Source organism: Nocardia sp. NPDC058499 (genome assembly GCF_042719915.1).
Taxonomy (GTDB): Bacteria; Actinomycetota; Actinomycetes; order Mycobacteriales; family Mycobacteriaceae; genus Nocardia.
Genome location: NZ_JBHXMZ010000003.1, coordinates 138,262 through 163,859, shown reverse-complemented (window position 1 = coordinate 163,859; position 25,598 = coordinate 138,262). Strand labels below are relative to the sequence as shown.

General features: G+C 66.8%; 21 protein-coding genes and 4 tRNA genes. 13 read left to right on the top strand and 12 right to left on the bottom strand.

Annotation, left to right across the window (positions count from 1 at the left end; all coding sequences use genetic code 11):
- Positions 1 to 552: 552 nt before the first annotated feature.
- The 5 genes from ACFWPH_RS10870 to ACFWPH_RS10850 form a co-directional block, all read right to left on the bottom strand.
- Positions 553 to 858 carry a DUF1416 domain-containing protein gene (locus ACFWPH_RS10870; protein WP_378749793.1) on the bottom strand — a complete coding sequence of 102 codons (306 nt, stop codon included), beginning with the start codon at positions 856 to 858 and terminating at the stop codon, positions 553 to 555.
- A 5-nt stretch (positions 859 to 863) separates the two neighbouring features.
- Entirely contained in the window at positions 864 to 1,697 is an 834-nt protein-coding gene (locus ACFWPH_RS10865; RefSeq protein WP_378749791.1) for a sulfurtransferase, read from the bottom strand.
- Between the two features lie 28 nt (positions 1,698 to 1,725).
- Positions 1,726 to 2,226, bottom strand: a complete 501-nt coding sequence (locus tag ACFWPH_RS10860; protein WP_378749789.1) for a DUF4395 domain-containing protein — start codon at positions 2,224 to 2,226, stop codon at positions 1,726 to 1,728.
- Between the two features lie 1,027 nt (positions 2,227 to 3,253).
- Positions 3,254 to 3,700 (bottom strand): thioredoxin family protein, encoded by a 447-nt coding sequence (locus ACFWPH_RS10855; protein ID WP_378749787.1) that lies wholly within the window; start codon positions 3,698 to 3,700, stop codon positions 3,254 to 3,256.
- Positions 3,697 to 4,506: an LmeA family phospholipid-binding protein gene (locus ACFWPH_RS10850; protein ID WP_062972572.1), complete on the bottom strand. Its 810-nt coding sequence runs from the start codon at positions 4,504 to 4,506 to the stop codon at positions 3,697 to 3,699. Before ACFWPH_RS10850 ends, ACFWPH_RS10855 begins: the two co-directional genes overlap by 4 nt.
- A gap of 413 nt (positions 4,507 to 4,919) precedes the next feature.
- On the opposite strand from ACFWPH_RS10850, the gene ACFWPH_RS10845 reads away from it, so the two are divergent.
- The 6 genes from ACFWPH_RS10845 to pstB all read left to right on the top strand — a co-directional run bounded on the left by ACFWPH_RS10845 (position 4,920) and on the right by pstB (position 10,736).
- The gene (locus ACFWPH_RS10845; RefSeq protein WP_378749784.1) at positions 4,920 to 5,687 is read left to right on the top strand and encodes a winged-helix domain-containing protein; all 768 of its coding nucleotides are present in this window, start codon (positions 4,920 to 4,922) and stop codon (positions 5,685 to 5,687) included.
- Positions 5,688 to 5,698: 11 nt separating this feature from the next.
- A complete protein-coding gene (gene mshD / locus ACFWPH_RS10840; protein WP_378749782.1) occupies positions 5,699 to 6,610 on the top strand; it encodes a mycothiol synthase in 912 nt (303 codons plus the stop codon).
- 255 nt (positions 6,611 to 6,865) lie between these two features.
- Positions 6,866 to 7,975: a phosphate ABC transporter substrate-binding protein PstS gene (gene pstS, locus ACFWPH_RS10835; RefSeq protein ID WP_378749780.1), complete on the top strand. Its 1,110-nt coding sequence runs from the start codon at positions 6,866 to 6,868 to the stop codon at positions 7,973 to 7,975.
- Positions 7,976 to 7,985: 10 nt separating this feature from the next.
- On the top strand, positions 7,986 to 9,035 hold the full coding sequence (pstC, locus tag ACFWPH_RS10830; protein WP_378749778.1) for a phosphate ABC transporter permease subunit PstC: 1,050 nt from the start codon (positions 7,986 to 7,988) through the stop codon (positions 9,033 to 9,035).
- Positions 9,035 to 9,940, top strand: a complete 906-nt coding sequence (pstA, locus tag ACFWPH_RS10825) for a phosphate ABC transporter permease PstA (RefSeq protein WP_280413829.1) — start codon at positions 9,035 to 9,037, stop codon at positions 9,938 to 9,940. The genes pstC and pstA overlap by 1 nt, the downstream gene beginning before the upstream one ends.
- Positions 9,941 to 9,959: 19 nt before the next feature.
- Complete coding sequence (gene pstB / locus ACFWPH_RS10820) at positions 9,960 to 10,736, top strand: phosphate ABC transporter ATP-binding protein PstB (RefSeq protein WP_378749776.1); 777 nt, start codon at positions 9,960 to 9,962, stop codon at positions 10,734 to 10,736.
- A gap of 481 nt (positions 10,737 to 11,217) precedes the next feature.
- Here the strand turns inward: pstB and phoU are convergent, their stop codons facing one another.
- The 3 genes from phoU to dusB all read right to left on the bottom strand — a co-directional run bounded on the left by phoU (position 11,218) and on the right by dusB (position 15,920).
- Positions 11,218 to 11,880, bottom strand: a complete 663-nt coding sequence (gene phoU, locus ACFWPH_RS10815) for a phosphate signaling complex protein PhoU (RefSeq protein ID WP_033244111.1) — start codon at positions 11,878 to 11,880, stop codon at positions 11,218 to 11,220.
- 78 nt (positions 11,881 to 11,958) lie between these two features.
- Positions 11,959 to 13,905 carry an LCP family protein gene (locus tag ACFWPH_RS10810; RefSeq protein WP_378749774.1) on the bottom strand — a complete coding sequence of 649 codons (1,947 nt, stop codon included), beginning with the start codon at positions 13,903 to 13,905 and terminating at the stop codon, positions 11,959 to 11,961.
- A gap of 866 nt (positions 13,906 to 14,771) precedes the next feature.
- The gene (gene dusB, locus ACFWPH_RS10805; protein ID WP_378749772.1) at positions 14,772 to 15,920 is read right to left on the bottom strand and encodes a tRNA dihydrouridine synthase DusB; all 1,149 of its coding nucleotides are present in this window, start codon (positions 15,918 to 15,920) and stop codon (positions 14,772 to 14,774) included.
- A 351-nt stretch (positions 15,921 to 16,271) separates the two neighbouring features.
- On the opposite strand from dusB, the gene ACFWPH_RS10800 reads away from it, so the two are divergent.
- Positions 16,272 to 16,901, top strand: coding sequence for a hypothetical protein (locus tag ACFWPH_RS10800; protein WP_378749770.1), 630 nt, complete (start codon positions 16,272 to 16,274; stop codon positions 16,899 to 16,901).
- Positions 16,902 to 16,993: 92 nt separating this feature from the next.
- On the opposite strand, the gene ACFWPH_RS10795 is transcribed toward ACFWPH_RS10800, so the two are convergent.
- Positions 16,994 to 17,962, bottom strand: a complete 969-nt coding sequence (locus tag ACFWPH_RS10795) for an acyl-ACP desaturase (RefSeq protein WP_378749768.1) — start codon at positions 17,960 to 17,962, stop codon at positions 16,994 to 16,996.
- A gap of 371 nt (positions 17,963 to 18,333) precedes the next feature.
- Positions 18,334 to 18,406 (bottom strand) — tRNA-Lys (locus tag ACFWPH_RS10790).
- 889 nt (positions 18,407 to 19,295) lie between these two features.
- Between ACFWPH_RS10790 and ACFWPH_RS10785 the strand changes: the two genes are divergently transcribed.
- The 6 genes from ACFWPH_RS10785 (at position 19,296) to ACFWPH_RS10760 (ending at position 21,498) form a co-directional block, all read left to right on the top strand.
- Positions 19,296 to 19,958: a TetR family transcriptional regulator gene (locus tag ACFWPH_RS10785; RefSeq protein ID WP_378750635.1), complete on the top strand. Its 663-nt coding sequence runs from the start codon at positions 19,296 to 19,298 to the stop codon at positions 19,956 to 19,958.
- A 95-nt stretch (positions 19,959 to 20,053) separates the two neighbouring features.
- Positions 20,054 to 20,126 (top strand) — tRNA-Glu (locus ACFWPH_RS10780).
- Between the two features lie 30 nt (positions 20,127 to 20,156).
- Positions 20,157 to 20,233: transfer RNA gene (locus tag ACFWPH_RS10775), tRNA-Asp, on the top strand.
- A 56-nt stretch (positions 20,234 to 20,289) separates the two neighbouring features.
- Positions 20,290 to 20,363, top strand: a tRNA-Phe gene (locus tag ACFWPH_RS10770).
- Positions 20,364 to 20,436: 73 nt separating this feature from the next.
- Positions 20,437 to 20,619: a hypothetical protein gene (locus ACFWPH_RS10765; RefSeq protein WP_033244115.1), complete on the top strand. Its 183-nt coding sequence runs from the start codon at positions 20,437 to 20,439 to the stop codon at positions 20,617 to 20,619.
- Between the two features lie 159 nt (positions 20,620 to 20,778).
- On the top strand, positions 20,779 to 21,498 hold the full coding sequence (locus tag ACFWPH_RS10760) for a polyprenol monophosphomannose synthase (RefSeq protein ID WP_378749765.1): 720 nt from the start codon (positions 20,779 to 20,781) through the stop codon (positions 21,496 to 21,498).
- Here ACFWPH_RS10760 and ACFWPH_RS10755 read toward each other — a convergent pair.
- Positions 21,495 to 22,943, bottom strand: a complete 1,449-nt coding sequence (locus tag ACFWPH_RS10755; protein ID WP_378749763.1) for a 1-acylglycerol-3-phosphate O-acyltransferase — start codon at positions 22,941 to 22,943, stop codon at positions 21,495 to 21,497. The two genes, ACFWPH_RS10760 and ACFWPH_RS10755, sit on opposite strands and share 4 nt — an antisense overlap.
- Positions 22,940 to 25,432: a glycerol-3-phosphate 1-O-acyltransferase gene (locus tag ACFWPH_RS10750; protein ID WP_378749761.1), complete on the bottom strand. Its 2,493-nt coding sequence runs from the start codon at positions 25,430 to 25,432 to the stop codon at positions 22,940 to 22,942. The genes ACFWPH_RS10755 and ACFWPH_RS10750 overlap by 4 nt, the downstream gene beginning before the upstream one ends.
- Between the last annotated feature and the right edge of the window lie 166 nt (positions 25,433 to 25,598).

The following is a 25,598-nucleotide window of genomic DNA, read 5'->3' as shown; positions in this document are numbered from 1 at the left end:
GTGTGGTTTTTGGCCCCCTTGGTCCCTGCTGTCAGCACTCGATGCTCGCGGCTGCGCCGCATTGCATCGAGTGCTGACAGCAGGGACGGGCCAAAACCTCACAGGGCCTCGTAAGACTCGGCTGCGCCGCTGGTTGCGTCGGGTCCGGTGTGAAACGGCGAGCCGCTGCCGGCCTAGCTGAAATCGGCACGGCTGTTGGTCGGCCGGGATTCGGTGTTCGATCGAATCGCGGGGGCTACTCTTGCGGCGGTCCGTGAAGGATCGCGGCAGCGGCGGTGGGGCGTCGCAGTGGTGTGCGGTGATTGTCCAGTGTCGTTGGTGTCGGCTGCGTGCTTACGGGGCTCCGTGTACCCGGGCCGGGCGCGGCGGGACCGGTGCGGGACGAACCCGTGATCGCCGTGCACGACCGGCTGGCCGGCGTCACCCGCAAGAGCACCGAACAGCATCTCGCATCGGCCGTGCCGGAGGCATAGGCCAGGTCTGACAGTCCAGAATGCGGAACGGCCCAGGACCGGCTCTTATGAGGCGGTCCTGGGCCGTTCCGTTCAGCTGCTACTTCGCGACGGTGACGTCCACGTTGTGGATGCCGGGGCCTTCGGGCTTCAGCTCGGAGGTGCCGTTACCCGCGGACGACAACGCCCGCAGGGTCCAGGTGCCGGGGGCCGCGAAGAAGCGGAAATCGCCGGTTCCGGAGGCGACGACCTCGGCGGTGAAATCACCGTTGCCGTCGAGCAGGCGGACGAAGGCGCCCGCTACGGGCTCGCCGTCGGTGCCGAGGACACGGCCGGTGATAACCGTCTCCTTCTCCACATCGACGCCGGCCGGAATGGCCTGACCTTGGGTGGGTGCTGCGCACATGGTGGTTACTCTCCCAACTCGATCGGTGCGCCGACCAGCGAACCGTATTCGGTCCAGCTGCCGTCGTAGTTCTTGACGTTCTGGTGTCCGAGCAGCTCCTGCAGCACGAACCAGGTGTGCGAGGAACGCTCGCCGATACGGCAGTAGGCGATGGTTTCCTTGTTGCCGTCCAGCCCGGCCTCGCTGTAGAGCTCGGCGAGGTCCTTATCCGATTTGAAGGTGCCGTCTTCGTTCGCGGCCTTGCTCCACGGCACGTTGATCGCGCTCGGGATATGGCCGGGCCGCTGGCTCTGCTCCTGCGGCAGGTGCGCAGGAGCCAGGATCTTGCCGGTGAACTCGTCGGGGGAGCGCACGTCGACCAGGTTCTTGGTGCCGATGGCGGCGATGACCTCGTCGCGGAACGCGCGGATCGAGTTGTCCGGTGCGGCGGCCTTGTACTGGGTGGCCGGGCGGGAAACCGCGTCACGGGAGAGCGGACGCCCGTCGAGCTCCCACTTCTTGCGGCCGCCGTCGAGCAGTTTGACGTTGTTGTGCCCGTAAAGCTTGAAGTACCAGTACGCGTATGCGGCGAACCAGTTGTTGTTGCCGCCGTAGAGTACGACCTCGTCGTCGTTGGCGATTCCGCGTTCCGAGAGCAGCGCGGAGAACTGCTCCTGGTTCACGAAGTCACGACGAACCTGATCCTGCAGGTCGGTCTTCCAATCGAGCCGGACGGCGCCCTCGATGTGCCCGCCCTCGTAGGCGGAGGTGTCCTCGTCGACCTCGACGAAGACGACGCCGGGGGTCTTGAGATTCTCTTCGGCCCAGTCGACGGAGACCAGGACATCGGAGCGAGCCATTTGTTTCCTTTCAGTGGTGACTAGCGATTCAGTTCGGTGCGGGAGATTCGGACAGGGAACGGGGGACCAGCCGGGTGACCAGCGGGTAGATCTTGCAGCCGAGGCAGATACCGAACGCGGCATTCAGGAATGCCGCGAACAGGGCGAACCCGGCGAAGAGCGCGCCCACCACGGAGACGCCGAGCAGGAAACCCAGCAAGCTCACGGCAGCGAACACGAAACCGAGCAGCTGGGCGAACCGCAGCGGCGCGGCCGGCTCGGTTTCGGTGACCGGTCCCAAACGTGGCGCGACGAGACGAGCGTAGAGCAGGCCGTACGGATGCCGGCGTGGTCCCAGGGCCGCGCCCAGCGCGAAAACGACGGCTTGGATCGCGATCAGCACCGCAGCGGCCGGTGTGTTCACGGCAGCCAGCAGCAGCACCACGACCAGGACGCCCGTGGTGATCCAGGCGACGAAGCGGGGACCACGGATATCGACCTGCCCGGCGGCTGTCCCCGGGCCGCTTGTCGAGGTGGTGATAGGGGGCATGAAAGAAACTCCTGCGCTCGAACTGTTCGGCGGAATTCGGCCGGTTCGCCGGGGGATGAATCACTCGCGCGGACGAACCGTGGTCGGCGTCAGGAAAAGAGCCGACCGCTCAGCGGCACAGGCAGCAACAACCACCGAGGCGGCACAGATCGACTGTGCGGCGACGGGTGAGCATCAGCTCGCGGTGGTTTTGCACAACGCGCAGTCTACCCAATCCCGCCGAGGATCCAATGGGTAGGGGGTAATCCCCTGGTCAGGGGGCCTTGCGGCAACCATTCCCGATCCCGGACCGTCCCGGTCCCGAACTGCCCCCGAGTGAACCCATGCTTCTCGCCTCCACTCGCGCCTCAGGCCCACCCCACCCCATTGGGCGGGCCCCCGGGCACCGAAAACTATTCGCGACCTCGGACCGGACCGGTCCCGATCCCCCGATACCGACCACCACCCTCCCCACCTCTCCGGACGGTTCAGCACCTCCATCGGTGGGGCCCGCCCGGTTCTGGAGCGACGGAGCGGGGGAGCGAAGCGGAGGAGCGCAGGAGTGAAGAACCGGGCCTCCAAGGGCCCCACCCTCGAGACGCGGAGCGTCTCCAAAATCACAGCCCCACCCCTCTACGGATGGCCACACGACCCCCAGCCCCGGACGGCCTACCACGAGCCCGGGTGGTTCACTCCGAGCCCGGATGGTTCACCTTCCTCGGGGTGGGGCCCGCCCGGTTCTGGAGCGACGGAGCGGGGGAGCGAAGCGGAGGAGCGGAGGAGTGAAGAACCGGGCCTCCAAGGGCCCCACCCTCGAGACGCGGAGCGTCTCCAAAATCACAGCCCGCCCCTTCACAAACGGTCTGCCCGAGCACAGCATCAACAGGGTCTCGAGCCCATGATGCTGGAGTCGGCGTCGATGTAAAGGCCCCGCGCCTCGGTGTCGCGGAGCCGCTCCGAGAGCACAGCTCGCGCGCTTGCGGAGAAGGCCTCGATCAGTGCCCCCGGCCGCGCCTCCAGGAATCACGGAGGTGCTGTCAGCGGGAAATTACAGCGCGGCTGTCAGTGGGCTGAGCGCGCTGCGCAGATCGCTCGTCTTGGGTACCCCGGAGATGCGGAACCGTTCCCGCCCCTCGGCGTCGAAGACGAAGGTGGTGGGCAGCGAGAGCACGTTCAACGCTCGGGCCAGCGCCGGATCCGCGTCGATATCGATCTCGATATCCCGCGGCGGTTGCGGGGAATCGGCGAGGTCCGCGGTGGCGTCCGCGACGACCCGGCGCACCGCGGCACACGGCCCGCACCAATCCGCCGAGAAATGCAGGACCGCCGGCCCGGCCCCGGTGACCCCGGCGGCCACCAGCAGTTCGTCGCGGGCGGCGGTATCGCGATCGAGGGTGACCGGAGCGTTCCGTACCGCGCCTTCGCGGTGGCGCAGGTAGAGCCCCACTGCCAGCCCTGCCAGCAGCATTGCCACCAGAATGGTGATCTCGATCATGGTCGCCGCAATCTGTTCAGGTCGATCGTCACATCTTCACCCCGGCCCTCTACCACGATATGGCCACCCAGTGCGGTGACCTCGGTGGGCCGGATCCCGAAGGGGAGTTCCTTGGTATCGATGGTACGGGTGAACATCGCCAGTACCGCCGGGATATCGGCCTCGTCGACCACCGGCTCCGACGGGACGGGGGAGAGTTCGTCGGAGTACAGCCCGGTGGCCACTATCCGCACCTGGTCGCCGTCGAGCAGCAGATCCGCCGCCACGCTGACCCGTTCCCCGGTGAAACTCGCGCCCTGCTGGCCGCTGGGGGCCTTCGGTAGCGTCCCGGTCAGTACCAGTGCGCCCGCGGTGGTCATTCCCGACCCGCCCGAGCCGCCGGTTCCGTCGGATTTGTCCGCGGGCCGCGAATGCACTTCGAGGTCGGGGATGCCGAACAGCCGGCCGAGCTCGGTGGGAGCGACCCGCATCCGGACATCCACCTGATCCACCGGCAGGCTGCGTACCCGGCCGTCGACGAGGTCGCCGAACGGCAACCGCATCCCCAGCAGGGTGGCTTCGAGCGCGATTTCGCCGGGGATATCGGCGCGCACACTATCGGCGTTGACCTCGATATTGTCGTAGCGGCCGCCGAGCGCCTGGCGCAGGAATGGGAAGCCGTGGAAGGTGACTTCCGGGTCGGCACTGAGTTCGGCGCCCACCCGCAGCGATCGCGACACCCGGTATTCCGAATATGCGGCCGCGCCGAAATCGGCGACCACTGCCAGGCCGGCCAGGCACAGCAGTCCGATGATCAGCTTCCGCATGTCATGCACCCTAATGGACGCCCCGCGGGTCGGCTGCCCGCGGTACGCTTTCCGGAATCGCAACGGCGATGCCCCGAAATCGCCCGCTGCCTGCGGTTCACCTCTGTGGTTCGGGTCCCGTCTCGGATCTGGACTGACGGAGCGGGGGAGCGGAGCGGAGGAGCGGAGGAGGGAAGATTCGAGACCTCAGGGGACCCGAACCCGCGCTGCCGGAGGCGGCGCCATGACACAGCGGGGGAGCGAAGCGGAGGAGCGGAGGAGTGAAGAACGAGACCAAGGGGGCCCCGAACCCGCGGCGCCGTAGGCGCCGCCATGACTCAGCGCGCTAATCTTGCAGCCATCACTTGTGGATAAGCAACGTGGCGACGGCGACGAAGCTGGCTTTCGCGTAGCTACGAGATGGGAGGAGTGCCGTGGAGCTGCTCCTGCTGACTGCCGATCCGGACCCCGATTCGGTTCTGCCTTCGCTATCGCTGCTCGCACATACCGTGCGGCCCGCGCCGACCGAGGTGGCATCGTTGCTCGAGGCGGGTACCGCCGATATCGCGCTGGTGGATGCGCGAACCGATCTGGCCGCTGCGCGCGGTTTGTGCCGGCTGCTCGGCAGTACGGGATCGTCGGTTCCGGTGGTGGCCGTGCTCACCGAGGGCGGTCTGGTCGCGGTGAACGCCGATTGGGGTCTCGACGATATTCTGCTGCCCGGTACCGGTCCGGCCGAGCTCGATGCCCGGTTGCGGTTGCTGGTCGGCCGCACCGGTGGGGCGGCGAGCCCGGAGAACACCGGAAAGATCACCCTGGGCGAGCTGGTGATCGACGAGGGCACCTATACCGCGCGGTTGCGTGGGCGCCCGCTCGACCTCACCTATAAAGAGTTCGAGCTGTTGAAGTATCTCGCGCAGCATGCCGGCCGGGTTTTCACTCGGGCGCAGCTGTTGCAGGAGGTATGGGGGTACGACTTCTTCGGCGGCACCCGTACGGTCGATGTGCACGTGCGGCGGTTGCGGGCGAAGCTGGGCAGCGAATACGAATCGTTGATCGGTACGGTCCGCAATGTGGGTTACAAGGCTGTGCGACCGGCTCGGTCGCAGAACAAGGGCGATGCCGAATCCCGCGCCGGTAACGGAGACCGCGAGGGTGCGGAAGAGGATTCGATGGCCCCGGTGAACGGTACGGTCCAGTGAGCGTGGAAGCGATGCCCGATATCGAATTGCGCTGGGCAGACGGTGCACTCGGCAACGGTGACGAGGTGAGTGCCCTGCTGGCCGCCGCCGCGGCGGCGGACGGTGTTGCACCGGTTTCCGAACAGGGGCTGCTCGCGTTGCGAGGGGATTCGCCGGTCCGGCATCTGCTTGCCCTGAGTGACGGTGCGGTGGCCGGATACGCGGGGCTTACTCCGGCGCACGACGAACACCCCGCCATGGCCGAGGCCGCCGTGGCGCCCCAGCATCGCGGCCGGGGCATCGGCCGGGAACTGGTGGCCGCCGTGCTCGCCGCCGGCGGTAGCGGGGCCCGGGTGTGGGCGCACGGGAAACTGCCCGCGGCGGAGGCGGTCGCGGCCCGGCTGGGTCTGGTCGCGGCGCGGGAGCTGTGGCAGATGCGCCGGCCGCTGGCAACTCCACAGCTACCGGAGGTGGAGGTCCCGGCGGATCTCGTGGTTCGTCACTACGCCGGCCCGGCCGATGATGCCGAACTGCTCCGGGTCAACAACGCGGCCTTCGATTGGCACCCTGAGCAGGGGGGATGGACCGAGTCCGAACTGGTGCAGCGTCGCGCCGAATCCTGGTTCGACCCGGCAGGGTTGTTCCTGGCCTTCGCCGCCGACGATCCCGGCCGGTTGCTCGGTTTCCACTGGACCAAGGTCCACGACGAGGACCCGCCGGCCGGTGAGGTCTATGTGGTGGGTATCGATCCCGCCGCGCAGGGCCGTGGGCTCGGCCGGTTGCTCACGCTGATCGGCCTGCACCACCTGCGGGACGCCGGCCTGGGCGAGGTGCTGCTGTACACCGAGGCCGACAACACCGCCGCGGTCCGGACCTACAGCCGTCTCGGTTTCGGTCCGGCGCATATCGATATCGCCTACTCGGCGCCGGACGGCGACGGATAAAAGCGACCGCCCGGGGCGTTCGAGGGTGTGCTGAGTAACAGCGCGGCAAATATCACACATATCGGGCGCCATCACTCCGCCGGTGTTCACTTTCCGTTCACTCGCCCTGGTCCGGCTGTCTACCGACGGCCCCTAGGTTGATTCTGGGCGGTCGTGGGCCGCCTGGTGTGCAAGTTCCCCCGGGAACAGTCACATCATGAGGCCCGTCCGGGCCGGTGAGGGACCGGGCGAGCAGGATGTATCCGGAGGACTGGAGTGAAGTTCAAGCGCAGCAGCGCCATCGTCGGCGTTCTCGCCGCCGCGATCCTGCCGTTGGCTGCCTGCGGCAGCGACGACAACACCGGCGCGACCGGTGTCGAAGCCAACGCCGACGTCCAGTGCGGTGGCGCAGAAGCACTCAAGGCCAGCGGTTCGTCGGCGCAGAAGAACGCCGTCGAGCGTTTCACCGCAGCCTACGAAACCAACTGCGACGGCCAGACACTCAACTACACCTCGAGCGGTTCGGGCGCGGGCGTGAAGGAATTCCTCGGCGGCCAGACCGATTTCGCCGGTTCCGACTCGCCGCTGAGCGAATCCAAGGGCGAGGTGGCGAAGGCCGCCGAGCGCTGCGCCTCGCCGGCCTGGAACCTGCCGACGGTGTTCGGTCCGATCGCCATCACCTACAACGTCGCAGGCGTCACCGATCTGGCGCTCGACGGACCCACTATGGCCAAGGTCTTCAACGGCACCGTCAAGACCTGGGACGCGCCGGAGATCAAGGCGCTCAACCCGGACGCGCAACTGCCCGCCGAGCCCATCAAGGTCATCTACCGGTCCGACGAGTCCGGTACCACCGACAACTTCCAGCTCTACCTCGATGCGGCCTCCGACGGCGCCTGGGGCAAGGATGCGGGCAAGGTCTTCAACGGCGGCGTCGGTGAAGGTGCCAAGGGCAACGAGGGCACCTCGGCCGCGGTGAAGTCGACCCCGAACTCGATCTCCTACAACGAGTGGTCCTTCGCCAAGGCGCAGAACCTCTCCCAGGTGCGGGTCATCACCTCCGCCGGGCCGGAGCCGGTCGAACTCACCTCGGAGACCGCGGGCAAGGCGATCGACGGCGTGAAGATCAAGGGCGAGGGCAACGACCTGGTGCTCGACACCTCGTCGTTCTACAAGCCCACCGAAGCCGGTTCCTACCCGATCATCCTGCCGACCTACGAGATCGTCTGCTCGAAGTACGCCGACGGTGAGGTCGCCGCCGCGGTCAAGGGGTTCCTTACCTCGGCCATCACCAACGGTCAGGAAGGCCTGGAGGACAACGGCTACGTACCGATCCCGGAGCAGTTCAAAACCAAGCTGACCACGGCGATCAACGCCATCTCCTGATAGTGCGAATATGACAGTCAACCCAGAGGTAGCCTCCGCGGGCTCGTCCACCGGGGCGAGCCCGCGTAAGGCCGGAGACACCGCATCCATGTCGAGCGAACCGAACAAATCGCCGCTGAGCCCACAGGGCGGCGGGCACGGCCGGCGGGCCGAACAGGTCTTCAAATCGCTGGCCGTAGCCGCCGCCGCGATCATCGTGGGCTCGATCGCATTGATCGCGTTGTTCCTGCTCATCCGCGCGGTGCCTTCGCTCGGGGCTGACCAGGTGAACTTCTTCACCAGCACGGAGTTCAACACCGGCGATGCGGACAACCTCCGCTTCGGTATCCGCGACCTGTTCATGGTGACGGTGTTGAGCTCCGCGTTCGCGCTCATCATCGCGGTGCCGATCGGGGTCGGTATCGCGCTGTTCCTTACTCGCTACGCACCGAAACAGCTGGCCCGCCCGTTCTCGATGCTGACCGATCTGCTGGCCGCGGTGCCCTCGATCGTGTACGGCCTGTGGGGTCTGCTGGTGCTGGCGCCCTACCTGAAACCGATCCAGCATTTCCTCAACGACAACCTGGGCTGGTTCTTCCTGTTCGCCGACGGCAATGTCTCCATCGCCGGCGGCGGCACGATCTTCACCGCCGGAATCGTCCTGGCCGTGATGATCCTGCCGATCATCACCTCGGTCGCCCGGGAAGTGTTCGCGCTGACTCCCGCCGCGCATATCGAGGCGGCCCAGGCGCTCGGCGCCACCAAATGGGAAGTCGTGCGGATGACCGTGCTGCCCTATGGGCGTAGCGGTGTCATCGCCGGTTCCATGCTCGGGCTGGGCCGGGCGCTCGGCGAGACGATCGCCGTGCTCCTCATCCTGAAAACATCGGCGGACGCGGGCGGCTGGTCGCTGTTCGACGGCGGTTTCACCTTCGCCTCCAAAATCGCATCGGCCGCCGCCGAGTTCAGCGCGCCGCTGCCGACAGGTGCCTATATCGCGGCGGGCTTCGTGCTCTTCGTACTGACGTTCGTGGTCAACGCGCTGGCCCGGTTCGTGGCCGGTGGAAAGGTGAACGGCTGATGACCACCATGACCAAATTCGATCAGCCGATCAAGGCGCCGACCTTCCGCGATGTGAGCACCGCGCGGAAGATCAAGAACAATGTCGCCACCGGGCTGTTCACACTGTGCTTCCTCATCGCCCTCATCCCACTCGGCTGGGTACTGGGGATGGTGATAGCCAACGGTTTCGAGGCGATCCTCTCGCTGGACTGGTGGCAGAACTCGCAGAAGGGCATTCTGCCCGATCAGAGTGGTGGCGGTGTCTACCACGCGATCTACGGCACCATCGTGCAATCGGCGGTGGCGGCAGTGATCGCGGTACCGCTGGGCATCATGGCCGCGATCTACCTGATCGAATACGGCACCGGCCGCTTCGCCAAGGTGACCACCTTCATGGTCGATATCCTGGCCGGCATTCCCTCGATCGTCGCCGCGCTGTTCGTCTTCGCCCTGTGGATCGCGACCCTGGGCTTCCCGCAGAGCTCCTTCGCGGTCGCCCTGGCCCTGGTGTTGCTGATGCTGCCGGTCGTGGTGCGCAACACCGAGGAAATGCTCAAACTCGTCCCCGACGAACTGCGCGAAGCCTCCTATGCGCTCGGTATCCCGAAATGGAAGACGATCGTCAAGGTCGTTATCCCGACCGCCCTGCCGGGCATGATATCCGGCATCCTGCTCGCGTTGGCCCGCGTCATGGGCGAGACCGCGCCGGTGCTGGTGCTGGTCGGCTACAGCAAGTCGATCAATATGAATATCTTCGACGGCAATATGGCCTCGCTGCCGCTGCTGATCTACCAGGAACTGGCGAACGCGGAAGACGCGGGACGCCAGCGCGTATGGGGTGCGGCGCTCACGCTCATCCTGCTGATCGCACTGCTCTACCTGGCGGCCGCGGGTGTCAACAAGTTCCTGATGCGGAACCGATAAGGCGGAAACGGAAAAATAGATGGCCAAGCGCATCGATATCAAAGACCTGAACATCTACTACGGCAAATTCCATGCCGTCGCGGATGTCTCGCTGAACGTCTTGCCGCGCAGCGTGACCGCTTTCATCGGCCCCTCCGGATGCGGTAAATCCACCGTACTGCGGTCGCTGAACCGGATGCACGAGGTGACCCCGAACGCCGGCGTCTCGGGCGCGGTCATGCTCGACGGCGAGGACATCTACGGCTCCCAGGTGGACCCGGTGGGCGTGCGCCGCACCATCGGCATGGTGTTCCAGCGCCCGAACCCGTTCCCCACCATGTCCATTCGCGACAATGTGGTGGCCGGCCTGAAACTGCAAGGCATGCGCAACAAATCCGAACTGGACGAGGTCGCGGAACGCTCGCTGCGCGGCGCGAACCTGTGGAACGAGGTGAAGGACCGGCTCGACAAGCCGGGCGGCGGATTGTCCGGCGGCCAGCAGCAGCGTCTGTGCATCGCCCGCGCGATCGCAGTCTCCCCGGATGTCCTGCTGATGGACGAGCCCTGTTCGGCGCTGGACCCGATCTCCACGCTGGCGATCGAGGACCTGATCACCGAGCTGAAGAAGGAATACACGATCGTCATCGTCACCCACAACATGCAGCAGGCGGCGCGGGTGAGCGATAAGACGGGATTCTTCAACCTGGAAGCCCAGGGCAAACCGGGCCGGTTGGTCGAGATCGACGATACCGAGAAGATCTTCTCCAATCCGGGTGAGAAAGCTACCGAGGATTATATTTCGGGCCGCTTCGGGTGAATCGTGTGCATGGCCGGGTCTTTCGATGGCGGAGGTTGGGCCCGTGGTCCCTGGTCTCACGGTAGATCTTCCGTGAAGCGCGGTGTGCTCGTTGTTGCGCTGTCTCGGGTGGTGTGGAGTCTCGGGGCTCTGGATATGTCGGTCGCCGCGTAGACCATCCGTGAAGGGCGGGTTGCAATTTTGGAGGCAGCCCCGCGGCGACGGGTTGGCGATCTGGTGACCCTGCTATCGGGGTGGACGATCGGTGAAGGGGCGGGCTGTGATTTTGGAGCCGCTCCGCGGCTCGAGGGTGGGGTCCTTTCGGGCCCGGTTCTTCACTCCCGCCGGTCGGTCGCTGCGCTCCCTCCCTCTGGTCGCTCCAGAACCGGGCGGGCCCCACCCATGGGAATCCGGGGATGGGCATCGGGGTCATCCTGCAGATATGAGTGTGGCCCGAGGTTGCTCTCGGGCCACACTCATATCTGGGCTGAAACCGGCCGGATCAGCTCTCGCTGTCGGTGTCCGGGGGGAGTTCGCCCGTCACCAGGAAGATGACCCGGCGGCCGATCTCCACCGCGTGATCGGCGAACCGCTCGTAGTAGCGGCCGAGCAGGGTGACATCGACAGCGGGCGCCACCCCGTACTTCCATTCCCGGTCCATCAGCAGGGTGAACAGGTGGCGATGCAGATCGTCCATCGCCTCGTCGTCCTGGTTGAGCTGCGCCGCGCGTTCGGGGTCGCGGGATTCCAGTACTTCCTTGGCGCCCTGGCCCATACTGACCGCGATCCGGCCCATTTCGGCGAAATAGCCGTTGACCGCCTCGGGCAGGGCGTGGTTGGGGTGCCGGCGGCGGGCCACCTTGGCCACATGCAGGGCGAGCGTACCCATCCGGTTGACGTCGTTGACGATCTGGATCGCGCTGACCACCTGCCGGAGATCGCCGGCGACCGGGGCCTGCGTGGCCAGCAGCGCGAAGGACTTCTCCTCCGCGTCGGCGATCATCTCGGCGATCCGATCCCCCTCGCTGATGACCTGTTCGGCCAGCGGCAGGTCGGCCTGGAGCAGAGCCTGCGTGGCGCGATCCATGGCCGAACCGGCAAGACCGGCCATCTCGCCCAGCAGGTGGGCGAGATCGGCCATTCGCTCGTTGTAGATGACACGCATGAAACGAAGACTAGTTCGCCGCACTGTCCACGTCACCAACAAAGGGTGAACAACCCGCTAGGGGGGCTGTTCCGGTGGTCACGGCGCGGCGCAGGGATCGTCGCCGGCGTTCACATGTTCGAGGTCGCTGGGCAGTTCCACCGGTTCGGTGCCGGCGGCCGCCACATCGGTGATGGGGCTACCGACCAGGGCTGGTTCGTTCACGGTCTGCTGGTAGTTCTCGCCGAGGACGAGTTCGACAATGCTGCCGAGAGACTCGTCGAGCTGAATGGACGCCCCGGGGATGGCGCTCGCCACCGTGGCCGCCTCGGCCTCGTGACCAGGGGAGTAGCGGACCTTCGTCTCGGTCGAGCTCCCTTCCGTGTAGTTGCCGTAGTTGTAGATGTTGAAACCGACGTTGGCCATCTCGCTCGCGGTGGAACTCGCCAGGCCCTCGATTCCCGAGCCGTTGGACACCAGCAGCGACAGGGTGCTGGGATCCACCGCCGTGAGCGACGGCGGCACCGGAGCTTCGGAGGTCGGCGGTGGGGCCGGTGCGGTCTTCTCCCCGGGAAGTGGCTGATCGTCGCGGATCGCCTGGAAGATCGCCTGGATATCGGAGGTGCGGGGGATCTCGTTGCCGTAGGACGTGGTGCCCGCGGTGGGCACGGTCAGGAAGGTCACCGCCCCGGACTCCAGATCCTGCAGCGATTTGCCCAGCATCAGCAGGTCGTTGGGTTCGACCTGGTCGACGAAGGTCGCCTTGGAGAAGGCCTGGACGAATCCGTTCAACCTGCCGGGATCCAACAGCATCTTGCTCGACAACGCGCCGCGCAGCAGCGAGGCGAGGAACTTCTGCTGCCGGTTGATGCGGTCGTAGTCACTGCGTTCTTCGCCGTAGACGTGCCGGGCCCGGACATAGTTGAGCGCGGTCTTCCCATCGATCTTGTGACGCCCCGCCTCCGGGATGATCGTGCCGAGCATGCCGTCTTCGAGTGGTTTGCTCGCACACACCTCGACGCCACCGACCTTGTCCACCATCTGTTCGAAACCGGCGAAATCGATACCGATGAAGTGGTTGATCGTGCTACCCGTCAAACGCTGGATAGTGGACAGCAGGCAGCGGGGGCCACCCAGCGCGTACACGGCGTTGAGTTTGTCGCCCATGGCCGACGGAAACACCTCATCGGTGTAGCCGGGTTTCTGATTGTCCCAGCCTTTGCATTCGGGCCGGGTGACGTCCAGGTCGCGGGGGAAAGACACGATCACGACCCGCTGCCGGTTCTTCGGGATGTGCACCAGCATCGTGGTGTCGGCGCGCGCGCCCTCGGCATCTTCCACGGTGCCGGCGCCGACCTCGGCGTTGTCCCCGGCGCGGGTATCGGTGCCGACGATCAGGTAATTCTCGTCACCGAGCTGAGCCTGCGCATCGATCACATCGTCTTCGTTCTCGGCGAGCGCCGAGACCTGCGTGAAGCTGTTGCCGGTGGCGCGCAGATAGCTCCAGCCGCCGCCGGTGATCAGCAGTGCCAGTACGGAGAGGAATGCGACACCCGCGCGGGCTGCCAGGCGTAGCCGTTTCTCGCGCCGCGACAGGGCCGCCGATCGTGGCTTCGGCTTGCCGACTGTTTCGGGTTCGGCCGGACCCGAGGTGGGCCAGCCGCCGGTATCGGTTCGTCCGCCGGCACGGGTTCCGCCCTCTTCGTCGAGGGGCGCCAGTACGTCGGTGGCATTTTCGTCGACCGCGGCCGCGGCACCTTTACCGCGACGCCCGAGTGTGCTGCGCGATTGCCGGGGGCGTTTCGGAGCCCCGCCCGGACCGGGTCGTGGAATCCCGCGCTCCGGGTCCGGTTGCTGGGACAGCGTGGTCGTGGGTTCGGGCTCCGCGGCCGGCGCGGGACGCCGGCCGTTCGGCGGCCGGTTGCGGGGAGCGTCGCGGGCCGGTTCGGGCGGCGGCGGGGGGACGGCCGCCCGGCCTTCCGTAGGCGGCCGGGCGGGGCCTCGCGCGGGCGGCGGATCACTGCCCGCCCGCGGGCCGGGGTCCATGGGGCGTCCGGGCGGGCGAATCGGACCGGGCTGGTCCCCTGGGCCGCGAGAGGCGGGCGGGCGCGCGGGGCCCGCGTGATCGCCGTCGGCGCGCTGGGTGGGCGGGACCGGTGGCTGGGAGCGCGTCGCCGGAGGTTGTGCCCGGTCGGGGCGGCGCGGCCCGGGGCCGCCCGGCGGTGCGGGGCGCTGCGGCGGTCCGGGCTGGGCCGGGGTCGCGCCGGTGGCGTGCGGTCCGGGCACATTCCCCGGCGGCGGACCGGGGGGCCGGCCGCCGGGTGGGGCCGGTGGCCGCGCGGTTCGGCCGGTCGGCGGGCCGGTGGGCCCGGGAGCCTCCGGCCTCGGTCGCGGTTCGGCACCCTGGCGCGGCGGTGGACTCACTGCCCGGTCCGGCGGTGGTTGCGCCGGGCCCGGCGAGGCATGCCGGCCTGTTTCGCCCGGGCGGCGCCGGGCCGTACGTTCGCTGTCTACCCGATCGACCAGATCCTGCACCGTCAGTGGCGCCTGGTCTGCCGGCGGCTCGGGTTGCCGTTGCCGCCGAGCCCCTCGTGCGTCGTCCATTTCGGGGGGCTCTGCCGTGGGATACCGCTCCCACGGTGCGCGACCTCCGGGCCGTGGTGAACGCCCGTTCCGATCGTCACCCACCAATGAACCTCGCTCTTTCGCAACTCGCTGCCGCCGCAGCCGTGCTCGAAAGGCTGAGGCGGGATTCCGCAATGATAACGATTTCGCCACTGAGAGCCACTCGGACATCTCGAGCGGGCGGGCGGTGCGGGTAATGCTGGAAAGTTGCCTGGAGCTATGTTTTCACGCGCCGAGCGATGGTTTCGGCTACCCGCCGTTCGGCGTGTCGAGGTGTGTCGACTCGGTCAGCCGCCGCTGTGCATCACATCGGCCGCGGTGGGCACGGTGCCGTCGTCCGGATCGTCGAGCCAGCCGTGCGGCAGCGCGACCTTGCCCGGTGAGCCCTGCCGGCCGCGCGGACCTTCGGCGTCCGCGGGGAAGGGGACGGTGGGATCGAGCTGTGCGATCAGGCCGTCGAGTTCGGCGAGCGAGGAGACCGTGGCGAAACTGCGGCGCAGGTCGGCGCCGAGCGGGAAGCCCATGAAGTACCAGGCCATATGTTTGCGCAGATCGCGCATACCCTTGTCTTCGCCGTGATGTTCGGCGAGCAGTCCGGCGTGCCGGGCCAGGATCTTGCCCACTTCGCCCAGGTTCGGCGGGGTGGGGGCGGGTTCGCCACGCAGGGCGGCGCTCAATTCGCCGAACAACCAGGGCCGGCCCAGGCAGCCGCGGCCGACCACAACCCCGTCGCAGCCGGTCTGCGCCATCATCGTGACGGCGTCAGCAGCACTGAAAATATCCCCGTTACCCAGCACGGGGATGGTCGTCACCGCTTCTTTGAGCCGTGTGATGGCGGACCAGTCCGCGGTGCCGGAGTAGCGCTGGGCGGCGGTGCGGGCATGCAGCGCGACCGCCGCGGCACCTTCGGCCTCGGCGATCCGGCCGGTGTCGAGATGGGTGCGGTGGTCGTCGTCGATGCCGATCCGGAATTTCATGGTCACCGGAACGCCGGCCGGTTCGGCCGCCCGGACCATCTCACGGACGATCGAGGCGAACAGGTTCCGCTTGTACGGCAGGGCGGCGCCGCCGCCGAGCCTGGTCACCTTCGGGACCGGGCAGCCGAGGTTCATATCGATATGGTCGGCCCAGCCCTCGCCGACGATGATGCGCACGGCCTCGCCGAGCGTGGCCGGGTCCACCCCGTACAACTGCATGGATCGCGGTGACTCGCCCTGGTCGAACGACATCATGTGCAGTGTTTTCTCGTTACGTTCCACCACGGCGCGGGCGGTGATCATCTCGCAGACATAGATCGCCGTCGGGCTGCCGAACTCCCGGCAGAGTTTCCGGAATGCCAGGTTCGTGATCCCCGCCATCGGGGCGAGTACCACTGGCGGGTCGACCGGGTAGGGGCCGATCCGCAAACCTGTCTCCTGTGCCAACTCTGCCTGCATGAGGATCCATTTTCCCTGCTGCGGGGTGCGGCGTCACTATCGGGTGCCTCACCGGCGCGCGCCCCTGCCGGTCGATTGCGCCGGAGCCACCGTTAGCCTCTTGGAAAGTGAATCGCCCGGTGTTCACGGCCCGACCCGGGCCCGCGACCACGGTGGATACGCGGTACGGCCTTACCCGCCGGCCGCCGGAGGCGATCCGGCCGAACACCGCATCGCCCGAGACAGCGTCACCGAATACAACGGATGCGACCGGCGCGAACAGTTCCGGGTGGCGGCAACCCGATAACCGACCATTTCCTGCACAGCCCGGGTTCGACTCGACCGGGGGCGAACGAAAGAGGACGACAAACCATGGCCGACCAGACCGAAGACCCCGGCAGCAAGCCGAGCGCCGGCGCAGCCCCCACCACCGATTCCCCGGAAGACAAACCGGGCGAGCAGCGCGGTGCCGAACGGCCGGGCACCGTGTCTATTCAGGTATCCAGCTTGGCCCGCGGCGCATTGATCGCCGTGCTCGCGGTGGTGGCGATCGTGTTCGCGGCGCTGTATTTCACCGCGCGCAGTGATCTGGCCGAACGCGACGAACGCGCCGCCGACGACCGCCATGCCGAACAACTGGCCACCGAATACGCGGTGGGCGCGGCCACGGTGAACTTCCAGGATCTCGACGCCTGGATCACGGCGCTGAAGCAGAACACCACCCCGCAGTTGGCCGGGAAATTCGACGAAACGGCGCCGAAACTGGAGCAGATCCTGGTTCCGCTGCAATGGACGTCCACGGCGAGCCCCATCACCGCGAAGGTCATGTCCGAGCAGGACGGGGTCTTCGAAGTGAACGTATTCGTCAACGTCACCTCGACCAATGCGCAGAACCCGGACGGCACCCAGACAACGGTCACCTACACCGTGACCCTGGACGAGAACGCCGGCTGGCAGGTCACCGATGTGGGCGGAGTGGACGGCGCTCTACCCATGAACTGAACGGCACCACAAACTGATAGGGCCGGAAACGACGTAACCGCCGGGATGTTCCCGGCGGTTACGTCTGTGTCGTGCGGTACGGGTGAACGGCCTCAGCTGCCGGTCGCGGCGAGAGCCTTCTCCCGCTTGGCGGCCTCGCGGGCGAGCATCCGGTCGCGCTGTTCTTCGAATTTGTCGACGTCCTTGGACAGTTTGTCCAGGAAAAGGCCGAGCCGCTCCCGGGTTTCCTCACCGCGGGCGGTGAAATCGGTACGGCCGAAAATATCCCATTTCTTGAGGACCGGCTGAACGACCTCTTCGAGGTGCTGGCGCAGATCGTAGATCCCGTGCTTGGCCATCAGGACACCGTTGCGCCGGAAATTGGGCATCCCCGCGCCCGGCATCTGGAAGTTCTCCAGGATCAGGGTGATTGCGTCCAGTGCCTGGTCCGGGCAGAGGTCCAGGGCCGCTCCGCACATATTGCGGTAGAAGATCATGTGCAGGTTCTCGTCGGCCGCGATGCGCTGCAGCATCCGGTCGGCGATCGCGTCGTCGCAGACCTTGCCGGTGTTGCGGTGCGAGACGCGGGTGGCCAGTTCCTGGAAGGTCACGTAGGCGACCGAGTGCAGGAATCCGGCGTCGGCCTCGGCGGGGGAGGCGAAGCCGTTGGTCATATGGACCATCCGGGCCTGTTCCAGTGCCACCGGGTCCACACCGCGGGTGACCACCAGGTAGTCGCGCATGGCGATGCCGTGGCGGTTCTCCTCGGCGGTCCAGCGCCCGACCCAGGTTCCCCATGCGCCGTCCTGGGAGAAATTCTCGGCGATTTCCCGGTGGTAGGAAGGCAGGTTGTCCTCGGTGAGGAGGTTGGTGATCATGGCCGCCTTCGCGACCTCGCTGAGCTTGGATTGTTCGGGGTCCCAGTCCACACCGCCGAGCGCGGCGAAGTTGCGCCCCTCGTCCCACGGGACGTAGTCGTGCGGATGCCACTCTTTAGCCAAGGAGAGGTGCCGGTTGACGTTCTGCTCGGCAACCGGCTCCAACTCGGAGAGCAGCTCGAGTTGAGTCAGATCCCTTGCCATGTGATCAAGCCCTTCATATGTTGCGTTGGTGCGGGTCACCTGATGTAGACCGTTGCCGATGCGGCCATACCTTACGGCACCGTAGGTGTGATGCGAAACGCATCCGGGGGACACAGAGTGCACGGTGATGTACGGCGTCTGCCATCGGGTTGTCACAGCGAGTGTATGACCCGAAGCTCGGTTATGGGCATATCGACGGCCTTCCCATTTGCGTTAGCGGGCGTGGGAAACGGCACATCCCGGGTCGTGGCGGCCGGCGGCCGATTTCGGTCACAGTGCCCGGGGCGAGAACCTGGTGGAAGTCACAGCGGGGCAGCTCGGCGTCCGGGAACGAAAACGGGCTCCCGGTGATCGACCGGGAGCCCGAGCGGTGCCCCCACCAGGGCTCGAACCTGGGACCTGCGGATTAAAAGTCCGTAGCTCTACCAACTGAGCTATAGGGGCGCGGGCGATAGTGTACTGGGAAGACGGTGCGAGGACGTAATCGGGTGGTTACGCTGGTGCTTTGTGTCACTCGGTGGAGCTACCCGGGGTGTGCCGGCGTCGCCGGCCGGTAGCTGTGGGTGAGGCGTCGGGCGAGGTAGTACGGCTGTCCGCCCCGTTTCGAGGCGCTCGGCGATCCGAAACCATACCACCGGGTATCGAAACACGGTACCTCTGGCATTGTTGATACAACGGGTAGCACGATACGATCCAAATATGTTGGATACCAATGTCTTTGGATCGGTAAAGGCAGAATTCTCGCAAAAGTGGGGCCCGGGGACGAGTTTCCCGGAGTGTCGGCGGTTCGCGATCGCTCCTGGGCGAGGCGGTATGCACCGAGGGATAGGAGTGGCCGGCTGAACTCCGGTTCGAAACCCGCCTCGGCGGGTGAACATTCGGTGTTGCCCGGTTCGATTCGTTCGACCATTCGCGACTCGGCGAACCATGTTGCGTTCGCACAATCCCGTTCGCGAAATCGTAGACGGCTCTATCGGTTTACCGCGTGTCGGTACCCGATTCCGAGTACCGTGACGATTCAGCGAATTCGGGGTGTCACTTGGGTCGACGCTGCGGGAGGCGGATCGGGGACGAGGCAGAGCGCAACGGAGTTGCCCGGATGCGCACCCCCTGCGGCGCACCCGGGCGTTCAAATTATACCAGCCGGTGTGTTTCTCCATTGGGCTGGGTTCCGTACCGAAAGTTCTATACAGGTCATAAAACCGACCGAAGGTCGGATACAACAGGATACGTTCGCGACGTCGGCCCGCTCGTCGAAAGCAGCTGATCGGTCGCGGGCATTCCGCAGGTGGAAATTCCGGCGGATGCACAAGGCTTCGGAGGCGTTTCGAGCATGGCACGGCAGCAAGAGCGGGCCCGTCGGACAAGGGCGGCAATTATCCGGTCCGCCGCCGTTGAGTTCGGGAAGAGCGGCTATGCCGCGGCTTCGCTCAACCGTATTTTGGAAGGATCGCGAGCGACCAAGGGCGCCATGTACTTCCATTTCGACTCGAAAGAGGATCTGGCGCGGGCTGTACTCGAATCGGCCGTAGAGCGATATGGCCGCACTATCGATCGCTGGCTCATTCGGGCGGAACTGGGCCCGCTCGATATTTTGCACGGCATCTTCGACGAGGTGGCACTGCGCCTCGAACACGACATCATCGTGCAGGCCGAATTCCGTCTGGTCATCGATCCGGGGTTCGGGCAGCAGGACGGCGGCGGTTGCCGGATGCTCTGCTCGACCATCCGGAGCCTGGCTGTCGGAGCCGTCGATCAGGGGCAGCTGCGACCGGATACCGACCTCGACCGTTTCACGCGCACGCTCGCCGGCGCGCTGATCGGCCAGCGCTATATCGTCGACGCCCACCGCGGTGGTCCGGATCTGCGTACCCGCTTCCGGGAGGTGCTGGAGGTGGTGGTGCAGGCGAGCTGCACGACGGAATGGGCCGCGAAGTTCCGGGCGCACGGCTGGCGGGCGCAGGCACAGCTGGAGGAGCTCACTTCCCCGGCGTGACCAGCCGATTTGGGAATTGCGTGCACCCTGACATAAGCTATGCGAGCTCCCAACGGACAGCCGTTGAAAAGCCGGTCCGGAGAGATCCGGGACGAGCCCCCTTCGTCTAGCGGCCTAGGACGCCGCCCTTTCAAGGCGGTAGCGCGGGTTCGAATCCCGTAGGGGGTACGACTTACGAAAGTAGGTTGCACAGAGCAAGGCCCTGTGGCGCAGTTGGTTAGCGCGCCGCCCTGTCACGGCGGAGGTCGCGGGTTCGAGTCCCGTCAGGGTCGCCAGTGGATGTCCGGAGCAATCCGCCATCCATCGGATGGCATTCGTTCCGGGTGCCTGCGGCCAGGTAGCTCAGTTGGTACGAGCGTTCGCCTGAAAAGCGAAAGGTCGCCGGTTCGATCCCGGCCCTGGCCACAATCCACCCCCTGACCGCAACGGTCCGGGGGTTTTGTTCGTCCTGGCCCCGGATGGATGGAATGCTGGGGTCATGGCCGAACGGTGGTACTACTGCTTGAAGCATCAGCGGGCCGAGCGCGGACGTCAGTGCTGGTTCCGCGACCGGATGGGTCCGTATCCGGATCGCGCCACTGCCGAGCGCGCGCTCGATATCGTGCGGCAGCGCAACGCCGCACAGGACGCGGCGGATCGGGAGTGGCGCGACGGGCAATGATGTGCGGGGTCACGATCGGCCGGTCCAGCCCGGGAAGCGGCCGGTATGACCGGTGCGCTGCAGCTGCGTGTCCGCGGTTGGGCTACCGTTCACGGGTAATACGTAGCGACGCTCGCGGCTCATGGTTCGGCTGACGGGCGAGACCAGGGAGGGCGACCCTTGAGGGTTACCGTTGTTGTGCCGACCTACAACGAGCGGGACAATCTGCCGGTTGCGGTGGAACGGCTGACTGCGCTACCCGTGCCCGACCTGCACGTACTGGTAGTCGACGACAACTCCCCGGACGGTACCGGCGAGGTGGCGGACAAACTGGCCGTGGACCTGCCGAATGTGGTCTCCGTGCTGCACCGCACCGAGAAGGACGGCCTCGGGCGCGCCTATATCGCGGGGATCACCCGGGCCCTCGACGAAGGCGCCGATGTGGTGATCCAGATGGACGCGGATCTCTCTCATCCCGCCGAAGTGATCCCGGCCATGCTGGAACAGCTGAACCGGCCCGGTATCGGGGTGGTACTGGGTTCGCGCTACGTGCCCGGCGGCTCGACCGCCGCGGAATGGAAGTGGTACCGCAAGGCGCTCTCGGCCTGGGCGAACTTCTACGTCAATGCCATCCTGCGGCTGGGTATCAAGGATGCCACCGCCGGTTTCAAGGCCTGGCAGGCCGATACGCTGCGGGCGATCGATATCGAATCCATCCGCAGCAATGGCTATTCGTTCCAGGTGGAGATGAACTACCGGACCAAGAAACAGGGCGCCGGTATCGCCGAAGTGCCGATCCGCTTCGAGGAGCGGACGCTGGGCGCGTCCAAGATGAGCCTGTCGGTCCAGCTGGAATCCGCGCTCATGCCCTGGAAACTGCTGCTGGGCCGGTCGCTCTAACCGGTGGCGGTGGGCCAGTCGCGGAGGGTGTCGAGATAGCGCTGCCGGACCGCGGCGACCTCCTGACCCAGATCCGCGGGATCCCAGCCGGTGCTGTCGATCGGCGGCAGAATCGCGATATCGACGATGCCGGGACGAGCGATCATGGAATCGCGCCGGCCGATATCGGCGGCATTGCGGATCACCACCGGGATCACCGGTACGCCCGCCTGCGCGGCGATATGGAACGCGCCTTTCTTGAACTTGCCCGGTTGCGAGGTATAGGAGCGGGTGCCTTCCGGCGCTATCGCTATCGACAGCCCGTCGCGCAGGGTATGCACGACCGGCGCCAGCGAGGCCTTGGCGCGGTCGGTGTTCGAGCGGTCGATGAACGTCACCCCCACGAACCGCATGAGCGGACCGAAAACCGGATGCCGGATGAGTTCCTTCTTCCCGACCCCCGTCACTCCCGCACCGAGCACGGCCGGAACGATGAGGACATCGAACTGGCTCTGGTGGTTGAACAGGAACACCGCCGGGCGCGGATTCCTGGCGTATTCGGCGCCGGTGACCCGCAGCCTGATACCGCACAGCCGTAACGGCCAGCCGGTGCCGTAACGCATCAGTGCGTCGGCCATGGTGCGGCGGTCGCGGGTGTACGCCTTGCTCAGCACTCCGAACAGCGCGCCGCCGAGCAGGGCGGCGAAGCCGAGGACGGTGCGCACCCGGTCCGCGGTGGTGGGGGAGGTCCGAGCGGCGACGGGCGGCCGGGTCCAGCCGTGGTCGGCCGCAGCGGCCGCGAGGGTGCTGTCCGGTGCGATCGGGACCGGGGTTCCCACACTCGACAGCAACGGGAGATCGGTGGCGCTACCGGTGTATACGTAGGAACGCCGCAGGTCGATGCCGTGGGCGGCGGCGAAATCGACCACCATCGCGGCCTTGTCCGGGCCGTAGGGCAGGGGGCCGTCGAACCCTCCGGTGAACAGGCCCCCGGCCAGCCGGGGCCGAGCACCGAGTGTATGGCCGATCTCGAGTGCGGCGGCCACGGGATGTAGCTGGTACTCGGTGACCGTGCCGGTCAGCACCACGGTGTGCCGGGCCGCGAGGTGTTCCCGCACCAGCCGCCAGGCCTCCGGGTAGACCCTGTCATACCAACCGCGTTTGAACACCCGCTCGCTCTGCGCCGTCAGTTCGCCGGGTGTTCTCCCGGCGGCGTGGCCGGCGAGACGTTCGAGCAGGCCGGGCCCCGAACTGCCGCCGCTCTGGCGTAACTGCTCGAACAGGAGGCCGGCCGTCGCGGAATCGGGGTCGCGGAACCGGCGGCCCGCCATGGTACGTAGATCCGCGATCGCCGACAGGTCGAAAACCGCGCCGATATCCGCGCCTTGCGGACCCGACCGGATCGCCGCGACCACTGCGTCGAGCGCCTCCGCGCCACCGGTTCCGGTGGTGGTGGCCCTGCTCATCGGGTCCGCCCTTCGGTGCGGTTGGACGGGTCGAGCGCGGCGGCCTGCGATATGCGGATACCGATTGTGCGCAGCCGGCCGGCGAAATCGCGCCGGGACTCCGCCAACGCCGTCGCGGATTTCTCCGAATCCGGTTCGGCGGCCTCGACGAGACCGTGATTCGCGGCCAATTTCAGCGCACTTCCGAAAAGTTCGGTGGATACCGATTCCGTGCTGTGCAGGCGTTTCTGCAGCAGCATCTGTTTACCGACCGATACGCATTCGGCGATGAACTCCTTCTGGTCGATTTCGGCCGTCGGGTCCCGATCGGCCAGCCGCTCGGCCACCACCAATTGCGCATCGAAAAAGGAACGCAGTACGCGGTGGGCCATCATGAAACCGCTACCGGTGAGCGCAGCCAGGATTTCACTGCCGAGGGTGTTGCGGGGACGCGACCGCCAGGCGGGGTCCACCAACAGCATTTCCGCGGTGATCCGCTCGGCGAATTCCGCCCGGTCGGGGAAAAAGAATTCGAACTTCAGCAGATCGCGCAGCCGATACGCCTCCGCCCAGCCGATATCCAGGGCATCGGCATCCGGTCCGATGGCGCCGGCCACCGGATCGTCGGGGGCCGCCTCGACCGCGGCCAGGATCGCCAGTTCCAGGATCGCCCGGTCGACGAACCAGTGGACCGCGCTGTTGCGGTAGAACGCGGCCTCGAGATGAGCGCCCGGCTCGATCGCATACACCGGTTCGACCCCGCCGCGATAGATCGTGACCACCTTGGCGAGTGACAGTTGCTCCAGCACGACGACGAGGCTCTTTTCGTCGCGCAATTTCGCGACCTCACCGCGGGGCAGGCCGCGTTTGCCGATGTAGTCCATGACCGGATTGAGGACTTCGCAGACCTCGGCCAGTGTCAGCGCGCGGTCGTGCACGCCGAGCAGAGCCAACGTGACCAGCGCGTTGGCGGTGATCGGCGTGACCGTGTTGATCCCGACAGCCACGTCGAAGGCGAGCCGCTGCACCGCGGCGCGTTCTCGTTCGCCGAGCTGTTCGCCGAGGGGATCCGGTTCGGCGCGGTCCGGGCGCTCGCCGGTATCGGTACGGTGCAGCGGGATCGTGACCGGAGGCTCGGTGAGCGGATCGCCGTGTGTGGCCAGCCGGTCGCGTGCCGAGATCGGATCGCCGAAGCGGACATACACATGGCCTGCCGAATGCTGCTGGTTGCGCACATAGCGAGCCATCCAGGCCAGGCCTTCGGGTTTCTTCCGGCCGCCCGCCTGTTCGTCGGCGATGGCGCCGAGTTCGTTGAGCCGCTCGTAGGTGATCGACACCGGAACCAGCAGCGCGTCGGCGACCCGGTCGCGGCGCACGGCCGCGGCCAGGTAGTTCAGCAGGCCGTAGCGTGGTGGGCGGAGTTTCCCGGTGCGGGTGCGGCCGCCTTCGAAATACCACTCCAGGTTGAAGCGGCGGGCGAGCAGATACCCGAAGTATTCCTCGACGACCGCCTGGTAGACGGTATCGCCGGCGAAACTGCGCCGGATGAATATGGTGCCGGTCCGCCGTGCGATCGGGCCCATCGGCCAGAACCGCAGATTCGCCCCGCCGACGACGTGGTTGGGCGGGAAATCATTGCGCGCCAGTACATCGCCCAGGACGAAGGCGTCCACATACGACCGGTGCGACGGCAGAAACACCAGCGGATACCGCCGGTTGAGATCGCGTAGCGCGGCCAGACCCGACTCGTCGCAGTCGACCTTCCATGTCGATGCGTGTACCGGGCGCATGGCCTGAGTGAACAGGTCGGAAACGGTGCGGCTCTGCGCGGCGACCAGTTCGTTCAGGGCTTTCTCGGCGCGCCGCGCCACCTCCTGTGGATCGGTGCCGGTCTCGTCGGCGATACGTTCCAGCCGCCGCAGGAAATCCGGCGAGTCCATGATCTCCTCGGCCACCAGCCGCGGCACCTTGTAGCGGTCGCCGATCACGGTACGTTCTGCCCGTTCCAGCGCGACCACCGCGGCCCGCACCACCGCGCGTGCGAAGGGTTCGGCGCTGCCGGTGTGGTGCAGCGCCGCCGCTTCCGGATGGTTCGCGCGTAACTGGGTGAGCCGGGCGGGAGTGCCGGTCAGCACCAGATGCCGGTCCGGGGCCCGGCCGACCAGCCGGCGTTGCGCGAGCCGGTTGGGGCGGCGGGGGTTGGTGAGCAGGGCGAGATCGCCGAAGGTGACCCGGCGGACGCCGTCGCGTTCGGGTGGTAGCCACAGCACCCGCACGGGAACCACCAGCGGATCGTCGGTGCGGCCGGTGAGCCGGCCGGCCACGGCGGCGGCATCGAGATCGAGCTGGGTGACGGGAGCTCCGACGCCGAGTTCGGCGGCCAGGCCGCCTTCGGCGATCCACCGGCCGACCAGCTCGCGTTCGGTGCCCGAGGTCGAATCCACCAGCGCTACCACCGATTCCGGCGGATCGTCGGCCGGCGACGGTGCGCCACCGAGGTTCTCGATCATGGTGTGGGATCCTCTGCGTCCGATCGGAGGGGCTCGCGGCTGTGCTGTCCGAGGCGGTCGGTGCGCGGCTCGTTCGCCGGGAGCCGGTCGCCGGCGGCAGTGGAAATCGAAATTACTCCATGCGACCACTATGGACGGCTCGCGCGCCGTGCGGGGCGGGTTTGCC